Origin of the sequence: Burkholderia sp. Tr-20355 (assembly GCF_017104685.1) — a bacterium.
GTDB classification, from domain to species: Bacteria; Pseudomonadota; Gammaproteobacteria; order Burkholderiales; family Burkholderiaceae; genus Burkholderia; species Burkholderia seminalis.
The window spans coordinates 1-18,388 of record NZ_JAAGPK010000107.1; the positions used below are offsets into that span (position 1 = coordinate 1).

The 18,388-nt window shown below is 67.5% G+C and carries 19 protein-coding genes; 11 read left to right on the top strand and 8 right to left on the bottom strand.

The annotated features are described in order from the left end of the window. On the top strand, positions 1-1,260 hold a 1,260-nt coding region (locus G3N62_RS23550; RefSeq protein WP_206141311.1), incomplete at its 5' end, for an aldehyde dehydrogenase family protein. A gap of 141 nt (positions 1,261-1,401) precedes the next feature. Here G3N62_RS23550 and G3N62_RS23555 read toward each other — a convergent pair. Next, on the bottom strand, positions 1,402-2,286 hold the full coding sequence (locus tag G3N62_RS23555; protein ID WP_185733086.1) for a patatin-like phospholipase family protein: 885 nt from the start codon (positions 2,284-2,286) through the stop codon (positions 1,402-1,404). Between the two features lie 392 nt (positions 2,287-2,678). Between G3N62_RS23555 and motA the strand changes: the two genes are divergently transcribed. From motA to G3N62_RS23575, 4 genes are all read left to right on the top strand, one after another. After that, positions 2,679-3,548 carry a flagellar motor stator protein MotA gene (gene motA, locus G3N62_RS23560; RefSeq protein WP_034188508.1) on the top strand — a complete coding sequence of 290 codons (870 nt, stop codon included), beginning with the start codon at positions 2,679-2,681 and terminating at the stop codon, positions 3,546-3,548. 27 nt (positions 3,549-3,575) lie between these two features. Next, the gene (gene motB, locus G3N62_RS23565; protein WP_034188509.1) at positions 3,576-4,511 is read left to right on the top strand and encodes a flagellar motor protein MotB; all 936 of its coding nucleotides are present in this window, start codon (positions 3,576-3,578) and stop codon (positions 4,509-4,511) included. 155 nt (positions 4,512-4,666) lie between these two features. Then, on the top strand, positions 4,667-5,206 hold the full coding sequence (locus G3N62_RS23570) for a hypothetical protein (RefSeq protein WP_124670151.1): 540 nt from the start codon (positions 4,667-4,669) through the stop codon (positions 5,204-5,206). Positions 5,207-5,323: 117 nt separating this feature from the next. Then, complete coding sequence (locus G3N62_RS23575) at positions 5,324-6,661, top strand: DUF2325 domain-containing protein (RefSeq protein WP_124670152.1); 1,338 nt, start codon at positions 5,324-5,326, stop codon at positions 6,659-6,661. A 24-nt stretch (positions 6,662-6,685) separates the two neighbouring features. Here G3N62_RS23575 and G3N62_RS23580 read toward each other — a convergent pair whose 3' ends face one another. The 3 genes from G3N62_RS23580 to G3N62_RS23590 form a co-directional block, all read right to left on the bottom strand. Beyond that, positions 6,686-7,009, bottom strand: coding sequence for a LysR family transcriptional regulator (locus tag G3N62_RS23580; RefSeq protein ID WP_124670195.1), 324 nt, complete (start codon positions 7,007-7,009; stop codon positions 6,686-6,688). Positions 7,010-7,291: 282 nt separating this feature from the next. Continuing rightward, positions 7,292-8,059, bottom strand: coding sequence for a DeoR/GlpR family DNA-binding transcription regulator (locus G3N62_RS23585; RefSeq protein ID WP_034188512.1), 768 nt, complete (start codon positions 8,057-8,059; stop codon positions 7,292-7,294). A 44-nt stretch (positions 8,060-8,103) separates the two neighbouring features. Next, positions 8,104-8,784 carry an MgtC/SapB family protein gene (locus G3N62_RS23590; protein ID WP_069704411.1) on the bottom strand — a complete coding sequence of 227 codons (681 nt, stop codon included), beginning with the start codon at positions 8,782-8,784 and terminating at the stop codon, positions 8,104-8,106. A 259-nt stretch (positions 8,785-9,043) separates the two neighbouring features. On the opposite strand from G3N62_RS23590, the gene G3N62_RS23595 reads away from it, so the two are divergent. The 5 genes from G3N62_RS23595 (at position 9,044) to G3N62_RS23615 (ending at position 14,589) form a co-directional block, all read left to right on the top strand. Further along, positions 9,044-9,988, top strand: coding sequence for a choline ABC transporter substrate-binding protein (locus G3N62_RS23595; RefSeq protein ID WP_034188514.1), 945 nt, complete (start codon positions 9,044-9,046; stop codon positions 9,986-9,988). A gap of 23 nt (positions 9,989-10,011) precedes the next feature. Continuing rightward, entirely contained in the window at positions 10,012-10,692 is a 681-nt protein-coding gene (locus tag G3N62_RS23600; protein ID WP_034188515.1) for an HAD family hydrolase, read from the top strand. Positions 10,693-10,860: 168 nt separating this feature from the next. Continuing rightward, the gene (locus tag G3N62_RS36055; protein ID WP_226103870.1) at positions 10,861-10,998 is read left to right on the top strand and encodes a hypothetical protein; all 138 of its coding nucleotides are present in this window, start codon (positions 10,861-10,863) and stop codon (positions 10,996-10,998) included. A 41-nt stretch (positions 10,999-11,039) separates the two neighbouring features. Next, complete coding sequence (locus G3N62_RS23610) at positions 11,040-13,487, top strand: phospholipase C, phosphocholine-specific (RefSeq protein WP_124670153.1); 2,448 nt, start codon at positions 11,040-11,042, stop codon at positions 13,485-13,487. A gap of 511 nt (positions 13,488-13,998) precedes the next feature. Then, entirely contained in the window at positions 13,999-14,589 is a 591-nt protein-coding gene (locus tag G3N62_RS23615) for a GNAT family N-acetyltransferase (RefSeq protein WP_124670154.1), read from the top strand. A gap of 30 nt (positions 14,590-14,619) precedes the next feature. Here the strand turns inward: G3N62_RS23615 and tam are convergent, their stop codons facing one another. After that, a complete protein-coding gene (gene tam, locus G3N62_RS23620; protein ID WP_124670155.1) occupies positions 14,620-15,405 on the bottom strand; it encodes a trans-aconitate 2-methyltransferase in 786 nt (261 codons plus the stop codon). Positions 15,406-15,534: 129 nt separating this feature from the next. Between tam and G3N62_RS23625 the strand changes: the two genes are divergently transcribed. Beyond that, a complete protein-coding gene (locus tag G3N62_RS23625) occupies positions 15,535-16,431 on the top strand; it encodes a LysR family transcriptional regulator (RefSeq protein WP_034188520.1) in 897 nt (298 codons plus the stop codon). A gap of 87 nt (positions 16,432-16,518) precedes the next feature. Here G3N62_RS23625 and G3N62_RS23630 read toward each other — a convergent pair whose 3' ends face one another. From G3N62_RS23630 to G3N62_RS23640, 3 genes are all read right to left on the bottom strand, one after another. Continuing rightward, on the bottom strand, positions 16,519-16,953 hold the full coding sequence (locus G3N62_RS23630; protein WP_049030422.1) for a GNAT family N-acetyltransferase: 435 nt from the start codon (positions 16,951-16,953) through the stop codon (positions 16,519-16,521). Positions 16,954-17,160: 207 nt separating this feature from the next. Next, positions 17,161-17,631, bottom strand: coding sequence for a cyanase (cynS, locus tag G3N62_RS23635; RefSeq protein WP_047901820.1), 471 nt, complete (start codon positions 17,629-17,631; stop codon positions 17,161-17,163). 36 nt (positions 17,632-17,667) lie between these two features. Beyond that, positions 17,668-18,327, bottom strand: a complete 660-nt coding sequence (locus tag G3N62_RS23640; protein ID WP_034188523.1) for a carbonic anhydrase — start codon at positions 18,325-18,327, stop codon at positions 17,668-17,670. Positions 18,328-18,388: the final 61 nt, after the last annotated feature.

An 18,388-nucleotide genomic window follows, 5' to 3' on the forward strand; every position in this document is an offset into this window, starting at 1 on the left:
TCGCGGCCAGCCGGTCGCGTGCTCGCGACGATCGCCGAGCGCGTCGAAGCCGCACGCGACCGGCTGGCCGCGCTGCAGATGCAGGTCAGCGGCAAGCCGCCGTTCGAGGCCGACGCCGACGTCGGCGACGTCGCCGCGACGTTCGCGTACTACGCGAAGCTGTGCGAAGACCGAGCGCTGTTCGCGGCCGAGCCCGTCGCACTGCCGAGCGACGCCGTCACGGCCGAGCGGTTCCACGACGCGGTCGGCGTCGCCGCGCTGGTGATGCCGTGGAACTTCCCGATGGTCACGACCGCGTGGAAGCTCGCGCCCGCGCTCGCGGCCGGCTGCGCGGCCGTGCTGAAGCCGTCCGAACTCACGTCGCCGACCGAGCACGCGCTGCTCGACATCGTCGCCGAAGCCGGCGTGCCGGCCGGCGTCGTCAACGTCGTGAACGGCGGCGCCGAGGTCGGCGCGGCACTGACCGCGCATCCGCTGATCGACAAGATCTCGTTTACCGGCAGCACGGCGGCCGGCCGCAAGGTGATGCGGGCCGCGGCCGAAGACATGAAACGCGTGACGCTCGAACTCGGCGGCAAGTCGTCGCTGATCGTCCGCGACGATGCGGATCTCGACGTCGCGATACCGCTCGCGATTGCGGGCGCGTTCACGAACGCGGGCCAGATGTGCTCGGCCACCGCGCGCATTCTCGTGCACGACAGCCTCTACCGCCGCTTCATGACCGCGTTCGAGACGGCCGTGCGCGCACTCGTCGTCGCGCCGCCGACCGACGAACAGGTCGCGATGGGGCCGCTGATCTCGGCCGCACAGCGTGCGCGCGTCGAAGCGATGCTCCAGCAGGGCATCGACGCGGGCGCACGCATTGCGTTCAGCGGACGGGTCGCGGAGGCCGGCGGCGAAGGCTTTTTCATGGCGCCCGTCGTGATCGCCGAGCCGGCCGCCGACAACCCGTTGTGGACCGACGAAATATTCGGCCCCGTCGCCTGCGTGAAATCGTTCCGCACCGACGACGAAGCGATCGCACTCGCGAACGACACGCGTTACGGGCTCGTCGCGACCGTCGTCACGCGCGATGCCGACGTCGCGAAGCAATTCCAGCAGCGCGTGCGGGCGGGGCTCGTGTGGATCAATGCGCCGCAGCTGATCTACCCGCACGTGTGCTGGGGCGGCTTCGGGCTCAGCGGGATCGGCCGCGAACTCGGCGTCACCGGGCTGCGCAGCTATCAGGAACTGCGCCACGCGATGCGCGCGATCGACTGACCCGTGCGGCCGTTCAGGCCGTTGGCGGCACCGTGGCGGATGGCACGGTGCCGCTTTTTTCAGGTACACGTCGGATTTCCAGGCAGAGGACCGGCGGCCCGCGTGCGCCGGTCACGCGTTCGAGCGGCGCGCGAGCGCGCCTCAATGCGACAGCGCCGCGGCGTGATCGTGCTCGCGCAGCGGGTCGGGAATCGCACATTGCGCGAGCCCGCCGGCATCGATCCACGCGCGCGTGCGTTGCGCCGCCGCGTCGATCAGTTGCGCGCACTTCGAGTAATCGTATGACGACACCTCGAGCGGGCAGAGCGGCGGCACGACATGGATGTGCGCGCGGGCCGCGTACAGCTCCAGATCACGCACCAGTTGCCGCGCGATCACGAGCGTCAGCGCGTGCGTCGCATGCGCGATCACGCTTCGCGGCGGCACGCGCAACGCACAGGCGAACCCGGCCGGCAGCACGACGATCCGCTTGACGCCGAGCGCAATCGCGACGGAGATCGGCGTATTGTTCGCGACGCCGCCGTCGACCAGTTCCACGCCACCGATGCGGACCGATGGAAACACGCCGGGAATCGCCGCGCTGGCCTGCACGGCATCCACGACCGGGCCGGCGGACAGCACGACTTCGCGACCGCTCAGCACGTCGGTCGCGACGATGTGCAGCGGCAGCGCGGCCTGCTCGATCCGCCGGTACGGCAGATTCTTTTCCAGCAGCAGGCGCAGCGCCTCGGCCTCGACCAGATGGGGCCGGTTGCGCAGCAGCATCGCGACGATGCCGCGCATCGAGAACGGCATGATGTCCTGGCGGCGGATGCTGCACCACAGCGCGGCGAGCATCGCGACGCCGTCCCTGTCCGGCCGGCCCGCGAAATAGGCGGCATTGATCGCGCCCGCCGACGCGCCGACGACGCAATCGGGCCGTTCGCCGCTCGCGATCAGCTCACGGAGCATGCCGACCTCGATCGCGCCCAGACTGCCGCCGCCGGCGAACACGAAGGCGGTCGAAGGCGTGGAATCGGAATTCACGGGGCACCCTCCTGCGGTTGGCTGCGACAGCGCTTTCTCCATGATGGATCGTGCGGCGCGTTGGATGTCCTGATGAAAACCCTGCCGGCGTGCGGGCCAGGCCGTTCGGCTGCCGACGTTTCCGGGTCGCCTTCACTCGGAAACTCGCGCGATCGCCACGTACTTTTTGACCTCGATCAACAAAATCGCGCGCTTCGGCGCCCGCAAACGTGTGCCAGGCACGAATCGCGGGGGATGCGTGGAATCACGGGTTCAGCCGCCGCGACGCGCGCCGTTATTGCATCAACACCCGCCGACCGGCATCGCGTCGCGGGCATGGAGCGAGACAGCCGGGCTGTCCCGCCCGCTTATCGACAACGGAACCAGCAGCGCACGTCGCGGACGAGGTAATCATGTTTGTAGCCATCGGATGGATCGTCGTGATCGGGTCGGTGATCGGCAGTTTTGTCGGCGTGGGCGGCCATTTGCCTGCCTTGCTGCAGCCGTTCGAGCTGCTGTGCATTTTCGGCGCCGCGCTGGGCGCGTTCGTCGTCAGCAATCCCGTCACGACGCTGAAGAAGACCATCAAGACCCTGCCGACCTGCTTCAAGGGCGGCGGCTATACGAAACAGCAGTACGTCGAACTGATCGCGCTGCTGTACGAGCTGCTGCACAAGGCGCGCAAGGACGGCATGATGGCGCTCGAGGCCGACGTCGATGCGCCCGAACAAAGCCCGCTGTTCCAGAAATATTCGCATGTGCTCGCCGACCATCACCTGCTCGACTTCATCGTCGATTACCTGCGGATGATGTCGAGCGGCAACGTGAACGTGCTGGAGATGCAGGACCTGATGGACGAGGAACTGCATACGCATCATGCGGAGGCGTCGGTCGCGGCCAACGCCATCCAGAAGATGGCCGACGGCCTGCCGGCGTTCGGCATCGTCGCCGCGGTGATGGGTGTCGTGCATACGATGGGCTCGGTCGGCGCGCCGCCCGCCGTGCTCGGCAAGATGATCGCCGGCGCGCTCGTCGGCACCTTCCTCGGCATCCTGCTCTCCTATGGCTTCATCGGTCCGCTCGCGGATCTGCTCAACGCGAAAGGCCGTGCCGCGGCCAAGCCGTTCCAGTGCGTGAAGGCCGTGCTGCTCGCGTCGATGAGCGGCTACGCGCCGTCGGTTGCGGTGGAGTTCGGCCGCAAGGTGCTGTTCACCGCCGATCGCCCGAGCTTCAAGGAGCTCGACGACGCCGTCCGCGCGACCAAGTCGCCCAAGGCGGCATAACGGATACGCGAGGAAACGGAACACGCCATGGCCGACCATCGCTCCAGTTCGTCGAAGCAGCCCGCCTCGGCATCGCGCGTCGTCGTGCGCCGCAAGAAAGGCGGCGACCATGACGCCCACCACGGCGGTGCATGGAAAATCGCGTACGCCGATTTCGTCACGGCGATGATGGCGTTCTTCCTGCTGATGTGGCTGCTCGGCTCCGTCTCGAAGTATGACAAACAAGGAATCGAGGACTACTTCAATACGCCGCTGTCGACGCTCCTGTCCGGCGGGAAAGACGCCCAGGCGCCGCGCCCGAGCGTCGTGCAGGGTGGCGGCCGCGACCTGTCTGACCCCGCGCCGGCCATCGACACGAAAGCGCAACCGGTGCCGGCCAGCTCGCCCGCAGCCGTCGCCGACAACGCCGATACGCAAAAACTCGAGCGCCTGAAGGCGAAGCTGACCGCGGCGATCGCACGGAGTCCGTCGTTGCGCGCCTACCAGGACCAGATCCGGATCGCGATCACCCACGAGGGCCTGCGCATCGAGATCGTCGATTCGCTCAAGCGGCCGATGTTCGCGTCGGGCAGTTCGCAGCCGGAAAGCTATGCGACCGCGATCCTCGCGCAAGTCGGCGCGGCGCTCGACGAGGTCGACAACCGCGTGTCGATTGCCGGCCATACCGATTCGACGCCCTATCCCGGCGGCCCGACCGGCTATTCGAACTGGGAGTTGTCCAGCGATCGCGCGAACGCCGCGCGGCGCGCGCTGGTCGCCGGCGGGTTGCGGGAAGCGAAGCTGCTGCAGGTGCGCGGGCTCGCGGATGTGCTGCCGCTCGACCGGAACGTGTCGGACGAGCCGACCAATCGCCGCATCAGCATCCTCGTCATGAACAATGCCGCCGAGCAGGCGTTCTTTCGCGACGGTGGCCGCACGACCGTCGGCGAGACGCCCGGCATCGTGCCTGCCGTCCGCCCGTGACGCGCGCGCGGCCGCAGCCGGCGACGGTCAACCGATGAGCGCGGCCGTTCAGGCCGTTGACGACACCCTGCCTTGCGGCACGGTGTCGTCTTTTTTTTGCGTCCTCGATATATTCCGTAGAATATATCGAAACCTTGCCCACCCGGAGAAGCAGCATGGCCCGCACGTCGACGGATCGCACCCCGCCGCGCACCGCCCGGGAACAGGCGCTCGCACGCAAGATCAGCGCACTCAAGCCGCTGTCGAGCGACACCCGGGCGCGGCAGGTCACGGATGTCGTCGACGCGTTCCGGCGCCTGCGCGGCAGCATCGTGCGTTTCATCCGGATGCTCTCCGCCGCGCACACCGGCGCGATGCCGGACGAAGCGTTGTCGGCAATGGGCTTTCGTGAACTGCTGGCGACGCTCGAACGCGACGCACGCGCCGCCCGCTTCACGCGCCTGCCCGACCTCGAACGCGCGATCGGCCACGCGCGCGGCCTCGAACGCACGCGCAACGACGTGTTTTCCGATTCGTTCAGCAACGACCCGGTCGCGATGCGCGACGCGGTTGCCGCGCTCGAGCGCGTCGACGTGCTGTTCGTCGGGCTGTGCGTCGAATCCGTGATGGCGCGCCACGCGCCGGCATCGCTCCCCCTTTCGCCCGCGGCGCCGGCCGCGCTACCGCAACCCTGCCGTCCAGTGCTGTCCTGCTGACCATCCCCCGCATCGCCCGATGGTTTCCCCGGAATTGTTCCCGTTATATTCCGTGGTATATTTCGCAAATCTTTCGCGCATCCGTCTCCGGTCCGATCGTGCCGGATAGAGGTCAACATGCACGCTCCGCCCTTTCGCCTGGCCCGCACGGCGGATCTCCCGTCGTCCGGCGGCCTTCCGTCCGCGGCCACCGGCGCGCGGATCGACGCGTGCTGCGCGCCGTCCCGCGCGCAACAGGCCGAGTTGAAGCGCCGCGCGCGCCTGTCCGAACTCGATGCGAACCTGCACTGCTCGATCATCGGCACCTGCCTGACCACGCACGAACTGCGCAAGCTCGTGCCGAAGTTCACCGGCCTCGACCGGCAGCGTGCGACCGACCTCGACATCCATCACGCGGCCGTCGCGCTCGCGATCGACGGCACGGCCGGCGCCAAGGCGTTGCACAAGGCGCTCGACGAACGCCATGCGGGCGCGATACGCGCGTTCGACAACGCAAAGGACGCGGACGAACTGCTCACGCGCTGGAAGGAAGCGCTCAAGCGCGGCGACATTCCGCCCGCGTACTGGGCACTGATGACGCATCCGCGCACGACGATGGGCGTGCGCCAGGCCGCATTCGGCGACCTGCACATGCTGTCGCACCTGGTCGGCGCGGCCAATCGCGCCGATATCCGGCGGCTGGTCGCGCTGGAGGAAGAGAACGCGGCATTGCATGCGAAGCTCGAACGGCAGCAGGCACGCCTGCACGAGATGAGCACGCAGCGCGACGCAGCACTGCAGGAACGGGACGCGCTCCACGCCCGCCAACACGCGCGGCCGCTGGCCGCCGAAAGCGCGTTGCGCGACGAAGTGCACGAACTGCGCGAGGCGCTGGCCGCGCGCGACGAACGGCTTGCGCTGCACACGAGCCGCCGCGAGGCCGCCGAGGAGCGGATCGCCGCGGAACAGGCGAGCGCCCGCGCGATGCGCGCGCGGCTCGACGACCTGACGGCGATGGTGAAGACGCTGCGCGCGGAGGCGAGCGCGATCGAACAGGCGGTGCAGGCGTCGGCGGCCGACCCGGCGACGAATGCGCTGTCGATGCTGCAGGGCAGGCGCGTCGTCTACGTCGGCGGGCGGCCCGGTTCGAACCGGGCGATCCGGCGGATCGTCGAGGCGTCGGGCGGCGAAGTGACGCTGCACGACGGCGGCGTCGAGGATCGCAAGGGCCTGCTGGCCACCGCGCTGCCGGGCGCGCAGATGGTCGTCTTCCCGGTCGACTGCATCGATCACGATTCGATGAACCTGCTCAAGCGTATCTGCGAACGCCACCACATCGCGTACTACCCGTTGCGGACCGCCAGCGTCGCGAGCTTCGTCGAATTGATCGGTCGGCTCGATGCACGGGCACGCGACGTCATCGCGCCGGATGGCGCCGCGAGCGACCCGTCACGCTTCTGCCTGCGGCACGGGTAGGCCAGCGCCGGCACAACGCCCCCGTCAGCGACGCACCATTTTCGTGAGCGTGGCGATGTCGTCCGCGCACGCCGCGTAAGCGCGCGCCTCGATCCCGCGATAAAGGCGGATGATCTCCTCGCCGACCGGCGTCAGCACGCTGCCGCCGCCGCTCTGCCCGCCATGCTCGGACACCGTCGCGGGCGATTTCAGCGAACGGTTCAGTTCGTCCATCAGCAGCCACGCGCGCCGGTACGACATTTTCAGGCTGCGCGCCGCCGCCGAAATCGAACCATGCTCGCGCACCGCCTCGAGCAGCGCGACCTTGCCCGGGCCGAGCGCGATCGTGTCGGCCTGCTGGATACGCATCCTGAACCGCACCTCAGGCTTGGGGTGTGCCGAAGTCTTCATGTTGTCCGCCGAGTGATCGATGCGGGCAAGCATACACGATGGCCTGCACGGAAAACGCCGCGCCCGGCCCCCGGCAGGCGCGCGACGATGCCGGCGAGCCGCTTCACGCGGCGCGGCGCGGGCAGCCGGTCGGCGCCTGGGAACGGCGGCGGCGCGCCGTCGTCGGCCGACAGCGGTCCGGGTGCAACCGGCGCGCCACATGGGCGGTAGACGGCAGCCGATCGCCCCTGCCCGCGGGCGCTATGCCAGCACGACGTTCCCGACGGCCTTCCTGATGCGCTTGTAGCTGTCGACCGATTCCGCCTTCTGGTCGGTCACCAGCGTGCCGATCCGAGCGGGCTCACAGAAGCTGATCCGGCTGTTCGTGCCGAGCTTGCTGAAATCGGCCAGGATCGCCACGTCCGCCGCGTTGCTCACCATCGCGCGCGCCACCTCGGTTTCCATCCGGTCGTAGTTCGTCGCGCCGCGAACGGCATCGACGCCCACCGGCGACAGCAGCGCGAGATCGGCGCGGTAGCGGAAGATCTCGGCGACCGTGCCGTCGCCGACCGTCGCGGCCGCGCGGCTGCCAATCATCCCGCCGAGCAGGATCGTTTCGTTCCTGCCTTGCGCCGGGTCGCTCGAGCGCATCTTCAGCGCGACGTCGATCGAGTTCGTGACGATCGTGAGGCCCGACAACTTCGCCAGTTCCTCGGCCAGCAGCGTGGTGGTCGTGCCGGCGTCGATGAACAGCGTCTGCGAGCCCGTGACGAGCCGCGCGGCCGCGCGCGCGATCGCCAGCTTCGCCTTCACGTGCGTCTGCGCGCGCTCGGCGATCGGCGCTTCGTCGCCGACCTGCACCGCGCCGCCGTGCACACGCTTCAGTTCACCGAGCGCCTCGAGGTCGACGAGATCGCGGCGCACGGTTTCGCGCGACACGTTCAGGTCGGCCATGATTCGGTCGGTGGACACGCGCTGCATCTTCGATAACAGAAGCCGGATCCTCTGGTATCGCTCTTCTTGCCACATGAAATGTCCTCGGAAAAGTCTGTCAATCTTATTCGAACGGCCGTCTACCCGGCGCTTTCTTCCATTTTTTTGACGCCGACGAGGGTCTGCAGCGATTGACGGACCACCTGGAATTCGCGGCTCGTCATCTTCGAGAACACCACGTGGATGCGGTCGTCGTCGGGTGTCGCGTCGTCCTGCTCGATGATGAACTGGACGATGCGCGCCTGGTCGATGCCGGGCATCGACTGCAGCGACGTCAGTTTCACGGCGCCTCGGCTCGCGAGGATGCGCACGCCCCAGCGCTGCCGCGCGGCGAAAAAGCGCTTCTCGATCGGCTTCAGCCCGGCCAGGATCGCCAGCACGATCGCCGTCGCGGCGATCGCGGCCACGTACATGCCGCCGCCCACCGCCAGTCCGACCGCCGCGACGACCCACAGGCTCGCCGCGGTCGTCAGCCCGCGGATGATCTCGCCGCGCAACATGATCGACCCCGCGCCGAGAAAACCGATACCCGATACGACCTGCGCGGCGACCCGCGACGGGTCGAGCGACACGTTCTTCGCCTCCTGGATATCCGCGAAGCCGAACGCCGACACGATCATCACCAGCGCGGCGCCCACGGCCACCAGCATATGCGTGCGCAACCCGGCCGCCCATGACAGACGCTCGCGCTCGATGCCGACGATGCTGCCGAGCAGGGCCGCCAGCAACAGGCGGGAAACGATTTCCAGCTGACTGATCATTCGAACACTCCTTCCTGACGGATTCACTTGATGACGCACGGACCGCACGGACCGCTGCGCGGCTCGCCCCGGCTTCGCCCGGCCGCCTTCGCGTTCGCCGGGTTGTATTTTTGTGCAATCTTGCGATTTTGTGCGTTCTAATATACGGTACGCAAAACGACAAAGCCAGACCCAGGTTCGTTTGTTTCATCCGATCCACACGATCAATCGTCAGACCAATCAGGTAACACGATCCGAAACACTTGCTTAGGAGACCATCATGATCAAGAAAGCATGGATGCTGGCTGCGACGCTGCTGGCGGCATTTTTAACGGCACCCGCTCATGCGTCCGAGGGCGATACCTGCAGGAAGGTGACCCTCGGCGATGTGGGCTGGAGCGACATCGCGGCCACCACCGGCGTCGCGATGATGCTCCTGGACGGGCTCGGCTACGAGGCAACCAAGACGATCGCGTCGCCGCCGATCGTGCTGGCCGGCGTGAAGAAGGCGCAGATCGATGCGTTCCTCGGCTACTGGGATCCGAGCATGACGCCGACCGTGAAGCCGTTCGTCGATGCCGGCGCCGTGCACCTGCTGCCGCAACCCAACCTGGTCGGCGCGCGCTACACGCTGGCCGTGCCGCAGTATGCGTCGGACAAGGGCCTCAGGAGCTTCGCCGACATCGCCAGATTCCGCGACCAGCTCGACGGCAAGATCTACGGGATCGGCGCCGGCAACAACGGCAATGCACTGGTCCAGCGGATGATCGACAGGAACGAATTCGGGCTCGGCGGCTTCAAGCTGGTCGAATCGAGCGAGGCCGGGATGCTCGTCCAGGTCACGCGCGCGGTGCAGGAACACCGGATGATCGTGTTCCTGGCGTGGGAGCCGCATCCGATGAACATCAACTACAAGATCGCGTATCTCGACGGCGGCGACACCGTGTTCGGTCCGAACTACGGCTCGGCGAAGGTCTACACGCTCGTCACGCCCGGCTATCTCGAACGCTGCCCGAACGTCGGCCGGCTGCTGACCAACCTGAAATTCACGACCGACGAGGAAAACCAGCTGATGGTGCCGATCATGAATCACGCCGATCCGGTCGCGGTCGCGAAGGAATGGGCGAAGAAGAACCCGGGCGTGCTGTCGAAGTGGCTCGACGGCGTCACGACCATCGACGGGAAAAACGCCAGGGACGCGATCGAGAAGCTCATCGGCGCGTAAATACGCCATACAGGGAAAGGCCCATGCACAAGAATCTCGCGCTGTTCGACCTCGATCACACGCTGCTGCCGCTCGACAGCGACCAGGCCTGGAGCCGCTTCATCACGCGGGTCGGCTGGCAGGAGGACGACGCGCACACGGCGCTGATCGACGAGCACTACGGCCACTATGCGGCCGGCACGCTCGACATGGATGCGTATCTCGCCGTGACGCTCGCGCCGCTCACGCGCTACTCGCGCGCGCAGCTCGAACGGTGGCATGCGCAGTTCATGGACGAGGTGATCCGGCCGGCGATTACACCGGAGGCACGCGCGCTGGTCGACCGGCATCGCGAGAACGGCGATCTCTGCTGCATCGTGACGGCGACCAACGTCTTCGTCACGCGGCCGATCGCGGCCGAGTTCGGGATCGAGCACCTGCTCGGCATCGAGCTCGATACCGACGACGGCACGCCGGCCGGGCGGTTCACCGGGCGCAGCATCGGCGTGCCGAGTTTCCGGGAAGGCAAGATCGTGCGCACGGCGGCATGGCTGAAATCGCTCGGCTACCTGCCGTCCGATTTCGAACGGACCTACTTCTACAGCGATTCGATCAACGACGTGCCGCTGCTCGACTACGTCACGCATCCGGTCGCGACCAATCCCGACTCGAAGCTTTCCCAGGTCGCCGGCAAACGCGGCTGGCCTGTCATGAAGTTGTTCTGATTCGGGCGATATTCTCTGCTGTCCATTTTCATGTCTGGAGGGGAAATGAAATACGGAGCACGCAGCAACCATCCCGATCAATCAGGAATCCGATTCGAATCGGATCGAAATCAAGTCGTCCCGCCTCGCCCCGCGGAAAGCCGTATTCCGCACTGGCGCGGCGTTTTCATGATCGCGCTGCTGTGCGCGCTGGCCGCCTGCGGCGACGGCGACCCGGGCGCGGCGGGCACTGTCGCCGCCGCGCGCGCGTCGGCACCGGGTTCGGCGTCCGCGCCGGTCCTGCACTGCGCAAGCGCGTGCCATTGACCGGCCCCGGCCCCACCCGCCATCCAGGACAAGGAGCGATCATGCAAAACAAACCCACGACACGACGTCAGTTCCTCGCCGATGCGCTGAAGCTCGCCGGCGCCACCGCGGTGACGGGCATGCTGCCCGAAAGCATCCTGCGCGCACAATCGATTCCGGCCGCCACCGTCACCGGCACGATCCAGGACGTCAAGCACGTCGTCATCCTGATGCAGGAAAACCGGTCGTTCGACCACTATCTCGGCACGCTGCGCGGCGCGCGCGGCTTCGGCGATCCGCGGCCGGTCGTGATTTCCAGCGGCTACCCGGTCTGGCGCCAGCCATCGACGCTGTCCTACGTGTTCCCGTTCAACCCGTCGCCGCCCGTTTCCGGCGTCGCGAACGGCGACACGTACTACGGCGACCTCGATCACAGCTGGAGCGGCACGCACAGCGCATGGAACAACGGCCGCTACGACAACTGGGTCGCCGCGAAGACCAGCGGCACGATGTACTACTTCACGCAGAACGACATCCCGTTCTACTACGCGCTGGCCAGCGCGTTCACCGTGTGCGACGCGTACCACTGCTCGATGCTCGGCCCGACCGACCCGAACCGCCTGTATCTGTGGACCGGCTGCTGCGGCAACGTCGCCGGCTATTCGCCGTACACGACGAACACGATGACCGGCACCGGCTGGACCACGATGCCGGAACGCCTGAACTCGGCCGGCGTCACGTGGAAGTTCTACCAGGACAAGGGCAACGGCCTCGATGCCGGCCACGGCTACGGCGAATACAACGGGTCGAGCAAGGATCTCTGGTGGAACGGCAACTACGGCGACAACGTCATCCTGAACTTCAAGCAGTACCAGAACCTCGGCGCGAATGATCCGCTCGCGCCGGCGCTCGACGGCACGCAGATCGACCCGACCGGCGGCGGCACGGAGTACGACACCCGTCTGTTCAGTCAACTGCGGGTCGACGTCGCGAACGGCACGCTGCCGCAGGTATCGTGGATCGCCGCGCCCTATGCGTATTGCGAACACCCGTCGTGGGCCGCGAGCGGCGGCGAATGGTATGTCAGCAACGTGCTCAACGCGCTGACGTCGAATCCGGCGGTGTGGGCCAGCACCGTGCTGCTCGTGATGTACGACGAGAACGACGGCCTGTTCGACCACGTGCCACCGGCCGTCCCGTCGAGCGCCGCCGCCGGCACCGGCCGGTCGACGGTCTCGACGGCCGCGGAATTCGTGGCCGGCAGCGGCGCCGCATCGGACGGCGCCGCGAGCGGCGACGTCCCGATCGGGCTGGGCCCGCGCGTGCCGATGTTCGTGATCTCGCCGTGGTCGAAAGGCGGCAAGGTCAACTCGCAGGTCTTCGATCACACGTCGGTGATCCGTTTTCTGGAAGCGCGCTTCGGGCTGCAGGAGACCAACATCACGCCGTGGCGCCGCACGGTGTGCGGCGATCTCACGTCGGCGTTCGACTTCGCGAGTCCCGACCAGACGATTCCGGCGATTCCGGCGGCGGCCAGCAACATGGACCCGAACGGCTCGACGGTGCTGATTCCGCCGGCCACGACCACCGCGGTTCCGGCGCAAACGGCCGGCCGCAACACCGCGTGCCGGCTGCCGTACGAGTTCTTCGTCCAGGGCCGCGTCAACCGCTCCGGCAAGACGCTCGCGCTGACGATGACCAACACGGGTGCGGCCGGCGTGCACCTGCAGGCATGGGTCGACGGCACGAGCACGACGCCGCGGCAGTACACGATCGGCACCGGCACCGGCGCGTGCCTCACGGATTCGCTCGCGCTGAATTCGGCGGGCGGCTACGACTATTCGATCTACGGCCCGAACGGGTTCCTGCAGACGTTCCGCGGCACCATCGGCGCAGCGGGGAACGCGGGATCGACCGGCGAAGTGTCGCTCTGCTACGACGTACAGAACGGCAACGTGCAGATCACGCTCGACAATTCGGCCGGTTCGAGCACGACGACGTTCCAGCTCGTCGACAATGCGTACGGGATGAACCGCGCGCAGTCGGTCAGCGTACCGGCCGGTGCGACGCAGGCGGTCACGTGGTACGGCGACGCCGGCTGGTACGACGCGAGCATCCGCGACGCGAACGATCCGAACTTCCTGCGCCGTATCGCCGGCTGCGTGCAGACGCAATCCGGCACGTTGCTGACGGATTCGGCGATCGGCAATACGAACGGGAAATTCGTCGCGGCGCTGGCGTCGCAGGGGTCGTCGTACGCTACGCTGCGGTTCGACTACGTCGTGCCGCCGTGGCGCCACAGCCCGAAGAACTGGGTCGGCATCTATCCGCGCGGCGCGCAACCGACCCGGGGTGGCTACAAGTCGTGGGCGTACCTGCCCAAGAGCACCGGCTCGCTGCTGTTCTCGTCGACCGCGAACAGCACGCTTGCATCGGGCCAGTACGATGCGTGGCTGCTGTTCGACGACGGCTATACGCCGCTGGCAGGCCCCATCGCGATCAGCATCTGAGGTCGCGGCCGTTTCGTCGTCGCTTCAACGTTCCGGCCGGCGCGCGTGCATGACGCGCGCCGCGGCAAAAACGGGTGACGCAGGCCGATCCGCGTTGCGCCGGCGATGCAGGTCAGCCTCTCTTCCGGCTTTCGTGGAGCAGTGGACGACGCGATGCTTGACGGCGCCACGACCGTCAAACTGTTTGACGGAACATGTCGAGTTGTTCAAAACGGTAAACAATCATTCGGTTTCCTGTCGTCTTTCATCCGCTGACGATCGACTGCCGTCGCGATTGGGAGACACGACGCGCGGCGGTCGTCATCGCACCGGCAGCAACGCCGTGACGACGCCGAAATCCAGCATAATCAGGCGGGCACACAGCCGTGTCTGTACCGGTTTCGCATGCAGCGAATGGTGCAGATGCAGAAAACGAAGAACGGGAACGGGCGCGATTCGATGCACATCGGTGCGCCGGCGATCGCGCCACCAACGAGACCACACCCCTCCGCCGAAGACAGGACACCGACATATGGACCGAGCCGAGCACATCAGCATCGAACCGGCGATCTCGCTTGCCGCCGACGAGCTGGACCAATGCGACTTCTCGTTCGACATCGCATGGGAGCTGAATGCGCCGTATCAGGATTTGCTCGACCTGCGCGCGTTGCCCGCGCGCCGCAAAAACTACGGGTTCGATCCGGCCGGCTGGGCGGATGAAGCGTCGGGCAAGACAGCGCTCTTTCGCGCGACCGCCGGCGGGCGGTTCGCCGGGTTCGTCGCGGTCGCCGAGCGCTGGAACGGCATGGCCGAAATCGCCGAACTGGCCGTCGACCGCGAGCATCGGCGCCTCGGTATCGGGCAATTCCTGCTGGCGGCCGCGGAAGCCTGGGCGCGCCATCACGGGTTCGGCTTCATGCGGCTGGAAACGCAGGCGAACAACGTCGCGGCCTGCTCCACTTATGCGCGCGCGGGCTTTACGCTCGGCGGCCACGACCGCTTCCTGTATGCAGGCGGCGAGAACGCCGGGGAAGTCGCGCTGTTCTGGTACAAGGACCTGCGCGACGGGCAGACCGCTCGGAGCCGCACGGTCGATCCCGCATCGGTGCGGCCGGTGCGCTGACGCCCCGCCGCCCGTCACGTCATGGCCGAATTACTTCCGAGTCGCCACGATGAACAGGCGCGGGAACGGCAGCAGCACGGTGCCGTCGTCGAGTACCGGATAACCGTCCGGCCCGGCGATCGCGTCGCGATAACGCGCGAGGAACGCGCGCTGCTCGGCATCGTCGAGCGCGGCAAGGAACGGCCGCAGCGCACTGCCCTTGAACCATTCGACGACCGCGTCCGCACCGCCGCGCAGCGGGTGATAGTAGGTCGTGCGCCACACGTCCACGCGCGAACACAGCGGCGACAGCAGCGCATGGTAGTAGCGCGCATCGAACCGCTCGGTACGCGCCGCCCCTTTCAGCTTGTCGGCCCACGGCTCGGCCGCGGCGACCTCGCGCATCAGCCGGTGCGCGGGCTCGTCGAGGTTGTCCGGCATCTGCACCGCGAGATGGCCGCCCGGCGCGAGCCGGCCGACGAGCATCGGGAACAGCGTGTCGTGCGCGGGCACCCACTGCAGCACCGCGTTCGACAGGATCAGGTCATAGCCGCCCGGATCGTCCCACGTGGCGACATCGGCAAGATCGAACCGCAACGCCGGCAGCCGCTTGCGCGCGGCCGCGATCATGTCCGCCGATGCGTCGATCCCGTGGATCGTCGCGTCCGGCGCGCGTGCCATCAGCGCCTCGGTCGAATTGCCGGGCCCGCAGCCGATGTCGATCGCGGTACGGATCGGCGTCTTCGGCACGGCGGCCAGCAGGTCGCGCACCGGCCGCGTGCGTTCGTCCTCGAACCGCACGTACTGGTTCGCGTATTGATCGAGTGGGGTCGTCACGATGATTCTCCTTGTGGGCGGAGGCGGCATGCGCGCCGGGATCCGGGCAGCCGCCGATCCAGCGCATTCTGCGACCGTATCCGACCTTCAGTAAAATGAATTTAATATCGTTATTGATTCAAAATTCTGATGAAGATCGATACGCTCGGTGTCCAGGCCTTCGTCGCGATCGCCGACGGCGGCAGCTTCCGGCAGGCGGCCGACACGCTGCACGTCACGCAAACGGCGATCACGCAGCGGCTGCGCAAGCTCGAATCCTATCTCGGCGTCGCGCTGGTCGAGCGCACGACGCGCCGCACCACGCTGACCGAGATCGGCCGGCGCTTTCTGCCGCAAGCGCGCCGGCTGCTGAACGAGTTGTCCGACGCGCTGACCGAAATCCGCGAGACGGGCCTGAGCCAGCGCGGCGACGTCACGATCGCGTGCGTGCCGACGGTCGGCGTGCAATACCTGCCGCGCATCCTGCGCGCGTTCTCCGGGCATCGCCCGCACGATCGCGTGAAGATCCTCGACCATGCGTCGGCGTCGGTGCTGCAGGCCGTGCTGCGGCGCGAAGCCGAATTCGGCATCAGCATCGCCGGCGACCAGCATCCCGAACTTGTCAGCGTGCCGCTCACGCACGATCCCTACGTGCTCGTGTGCCGCGACGATCATCCGCTCGCGAGGCGCCGGCGCATCCGCTGGGCGGCGCTGCAGCCGCATCCGCTGATCTTCGCCGGCGAGGTGAGCGGCAATCGCGGGCTGCTCGAAGGCGCGCTGAAGACGAGCGGCGTGTCGCTGCATTCGTTCTACGAAGTGCAGCGCAGTTCGACGGCGCTCGGGCTCGTCGCGGAAGGGCTCGGTGCGGCCGTCGTGCCGAAACTCGCGATCCAGAAGAACGCGTATCCGATGATCCGCACGATCGAGCTCGTCGAGCCGTCGGTGTCGCGCACGCTCGTGCTCGTCACGCGCAAGAGCGCGCAACTGTCGCCGGCCGCGCGTGCGCTCTACGACATGATCGTCGAGCGGGCCGCGCCGGGGCGGTAACGCGCGCCATGCGGGCGTTGCCTGTGCCGGCCGGTCGTCCGCGATGTCGGCAGGCGTCAGGAAGTAGCCCGCACCGCCACGCAGCGCTCAAAGCACCTTGACCATGAACACGCGCGCCGCGCCTTCGGGATCGCAAGGCACTTCGCCGAACGTCTCGTAGCCCTGCTTCCGGTAGAAGTCCGGCGCCTGGAACGAGATCGTGTACAGCACCGCACGCGCGCAGCCGCGCCGCTTCGCCTCCGCTTCGGCCTCGCGCAGCAGCCGGCTGCCGAATCCGCCGCCGCGCAGCGATTCGGGCAGGTAGAACAGGTCGATGAAAAAGAGGCCGAGCGACGTGCGGCCCGTCAGGCCGCCCAATATCTCGCCGGTCGCGGGATCAGTCACGTAGACGTCGAGCGCGGCCGAGTCGGCGCGCCCCGTCATCGCATGGTTGAATTCGCCGAGCTTGCGGCTGATGAAATGGCGGGCGGCCGGTTGTTCGGTATCGGTCAGTTGCAGGGTAACGTCGGCAGGGGTAGTCATCGGGCGAACGCGTGCGTGAATGAAGCCGCCGGGTGCGCGGTACCCGCGGCGGGCGTCGCATGACTATAGCGCGCCGCCACACGCTCACGCCACCGAGAACGCCGCCTTTCGGGCGGCCGTGCGGTGCCGCTCGCGCGTCCGCTGCACCCTCGGCGGCCGGCGCACGTCGGGCGCATGCGGCACCGCTGCCGCCGCGCCGCGCAAACGTCAGAACGGCTTGGTCGGCAGGTACTTGCCGTCGAGCGTGATCACCGCACGCGAACCGCCTTCGGGATCGTCGACCTTCTTCACGTCGAGCCGGAAGTTGATCGCGCTGATGATGCCGTCGCCGAACTTCTCGTGGACGAGCGCCTTCAGCGTCGTGCCGTACACCTGCAACATTTCGTAGAAACGGTAGATCGTCGGGTCGGTCGGCACGCGATCGTCGATGCTGCCGCGCAGCGGGATCGTCTGCAGCAGCAGTACCGCATCGTCGTCGAGGCCGAGCTTGTCGGCGACCACGCGCGCCGCATCGGCCGGCAGCGCATGCTGGCCGAGCAGCGCGGCGGTGACGAACGCTTCGCTCAGGCCCGTACCTTCGGTGAGCTGGGCGAACGACAGGTTCTTGCGCGCTTTCGCGAGCACGACGGTTTCCGCAAGCGCGTGGCGGGCAGTCTGGCTGTGCTGGGACTGGATCATGGCAATTCCTCGTGGTGGGGTGGGAGCAATCCGGATTCAGGCCGCGGCGGCAAGCGTCGCGGGAGTCGCGCGGACACCGGGGTGGTCCGCGAGGGACACGAACCGGCCGGCCGCGCCGTCGTAGGCGTCGATACAGCCCGATTCGATGTCGTAGACCCAGCCGTGCAGCGCGAGACGTCCTTCTTCGAGCGCGAGCCGCACGGCGGGGTGCGTCTTCAGGTTGGCGAGTTGCGCGACGACGTTCTCGCGCACCATCGAGTCGATCCGCTCGCGTTCGCTGCGATGCGGGCGCGCCTCGTTCACGACGCGCGCCGAATCGGCATAGCGCAGCCAGTGGCCGACGGCCGGCATGTGGTCCATGCACTGACAGGTCGCGATCGCGGTCATCGCGCCGCAATCCGAATGACCGCAGATCACGACGTCGGTCACGCGCAGCGCGGCGACCGCATATTCGACCGACGCCGACACGCCGCCCGGCTCTGGGCCGTACGACGGCACGATGTTGCCGGCGTTGCGGATCACGAACAGGTCGCCCGGTTCGCGCTGCGTGACGAGCTCCGGCACGAGCCGGCTGTCCGAGCACGAGATGAACAGCGCACGCGGGTGCTGGCTGCGCGCGAGATCGCGGAACAGCGCGGCGCGTTCCGGATACGCGTCGCGCTGGAACTTCAGGAAGCCTTCGATGATGTCCTTCATCGCGTGTTCTCCGGTGCAGGTGGAATCGATGAAGGGCAGGTTACGCCGCGCTTCCAATAAC

Excerpts from the sequence above, each read along its gene's own strand:
- motA (WP_034188508.1), top strand. The coding sequence starts at position 2,679 with ATGTTTGTAGCCATCGGATGGATCGTCGTGATCGGGTCGGTGATCGGC.
- motB (WP_034188509.1), top strand. The coding sequence starts at position 3,576 with ATGGCCGACCATCGCTCCAGTTCGTCGAAGCAGCCCGCCTCGGCATCG.
- G3N62_RS23570 (WP_124670151.1), top strand. The coding sequence starts at position 4,667 with ATGGCCCGCACGTCGACGGATCGCACCCCGCCGCGCACCGCCCGGGAA.
- G3N62_RS23575 (WP_124670152.1), top strand. The coding sequence starts at position 5,324 with ATGCACGCTCCGCCCTTTCGCCTGGCCCGCACGGCGGATCTCCCGTCG.
- G3N62_RS23580 (WP_124670195.1), bottom strand. The coding sequence starts at position 7,009 with ATGCGTATCCAGCAGGCCGACACGATCGCGCTCGGCCCGGGCAAGGTC.
- G3N62_RS23585 (WP_034188512.1), bottom strand. The coding sequence starts at position 8,059 with ATGTGGCAAGAAGAGCGATACCAGAGGATCCGGCTTCTGTTATCGAAG.
- G3N62_RS23590 (WP_069704411.1), bottom strand. The coding sequence starts at position 8,784 with ATGATCAGTCAGCTGGAAATCGTTTCCCGCCTGTTGCTGGCGGCCCTG.
- G3N62_RS23595 (WP_034188514.1), top strand. The coding sequence starts at position 9,044 with ATGATCAAGAAAGCATGGATGCTGGCTGCGACGCTGCTGGCGGCATTT.
- G3N62_RS23600 (WP_034188515.1), top strand. The coding sequence starts at position 10,012 with ATGCACAAGAATCTCGCGCTGTTCGACCTCGATCACACGCTGCTGCCG.
- G3N62_RS36055 (WP_226103870.1), top strand. The coding sequence starts at position 10,861 with ATGATCGCGCTGCTGTGCGCGCTGGCCGCCTGCGGCGACGGCGACCCG.
- G3N62_RS23610 (WP_124670153.1), top strand. The coding sequence starts at position 11,040 with ATGCAAAACAAACCCACGACACGACGTCAGTTCCTCGCCGATGCGCTG.
- G3N62_RS23615 (WP_124670154.1), top strand. The coding sequence starts at position 13,999 with ATGGACCGAGCCGAGCACATCAGCATCGAACCGGCGATCTCGCTTGCC.
- G3N62_RS23625 (WP_034188520.1), top strand. The coding sequence starts at position 15,535 with ATGAAGATCGATACGCTCGGTGTCCAGGCCTTCGTCGCGATCGCCGAC.
- G3N62_RS23630 (WP_049030422.1), bottom strand. The coding sequence starts at position 16,953 with ATGACTACCCCTGCCGACGTTACCCTGCAACTGACCGATACCGAACAA.
- cynS (WP_047901820.1), bottom strand. The coding sequence starts at position 17,631 with ATGATCCAGTCCCAGCACAGCCAGACTGCCCGCCACGCGCTTGCGGAA.
- G3N62_RS23640 (WP_034188523.1), bottom strand. The coding sequence starts at position 18,327 with ATGAAGGACATCATCGAAGGCTTCCTGAAGTTCCAGCGCGACGCGTAT.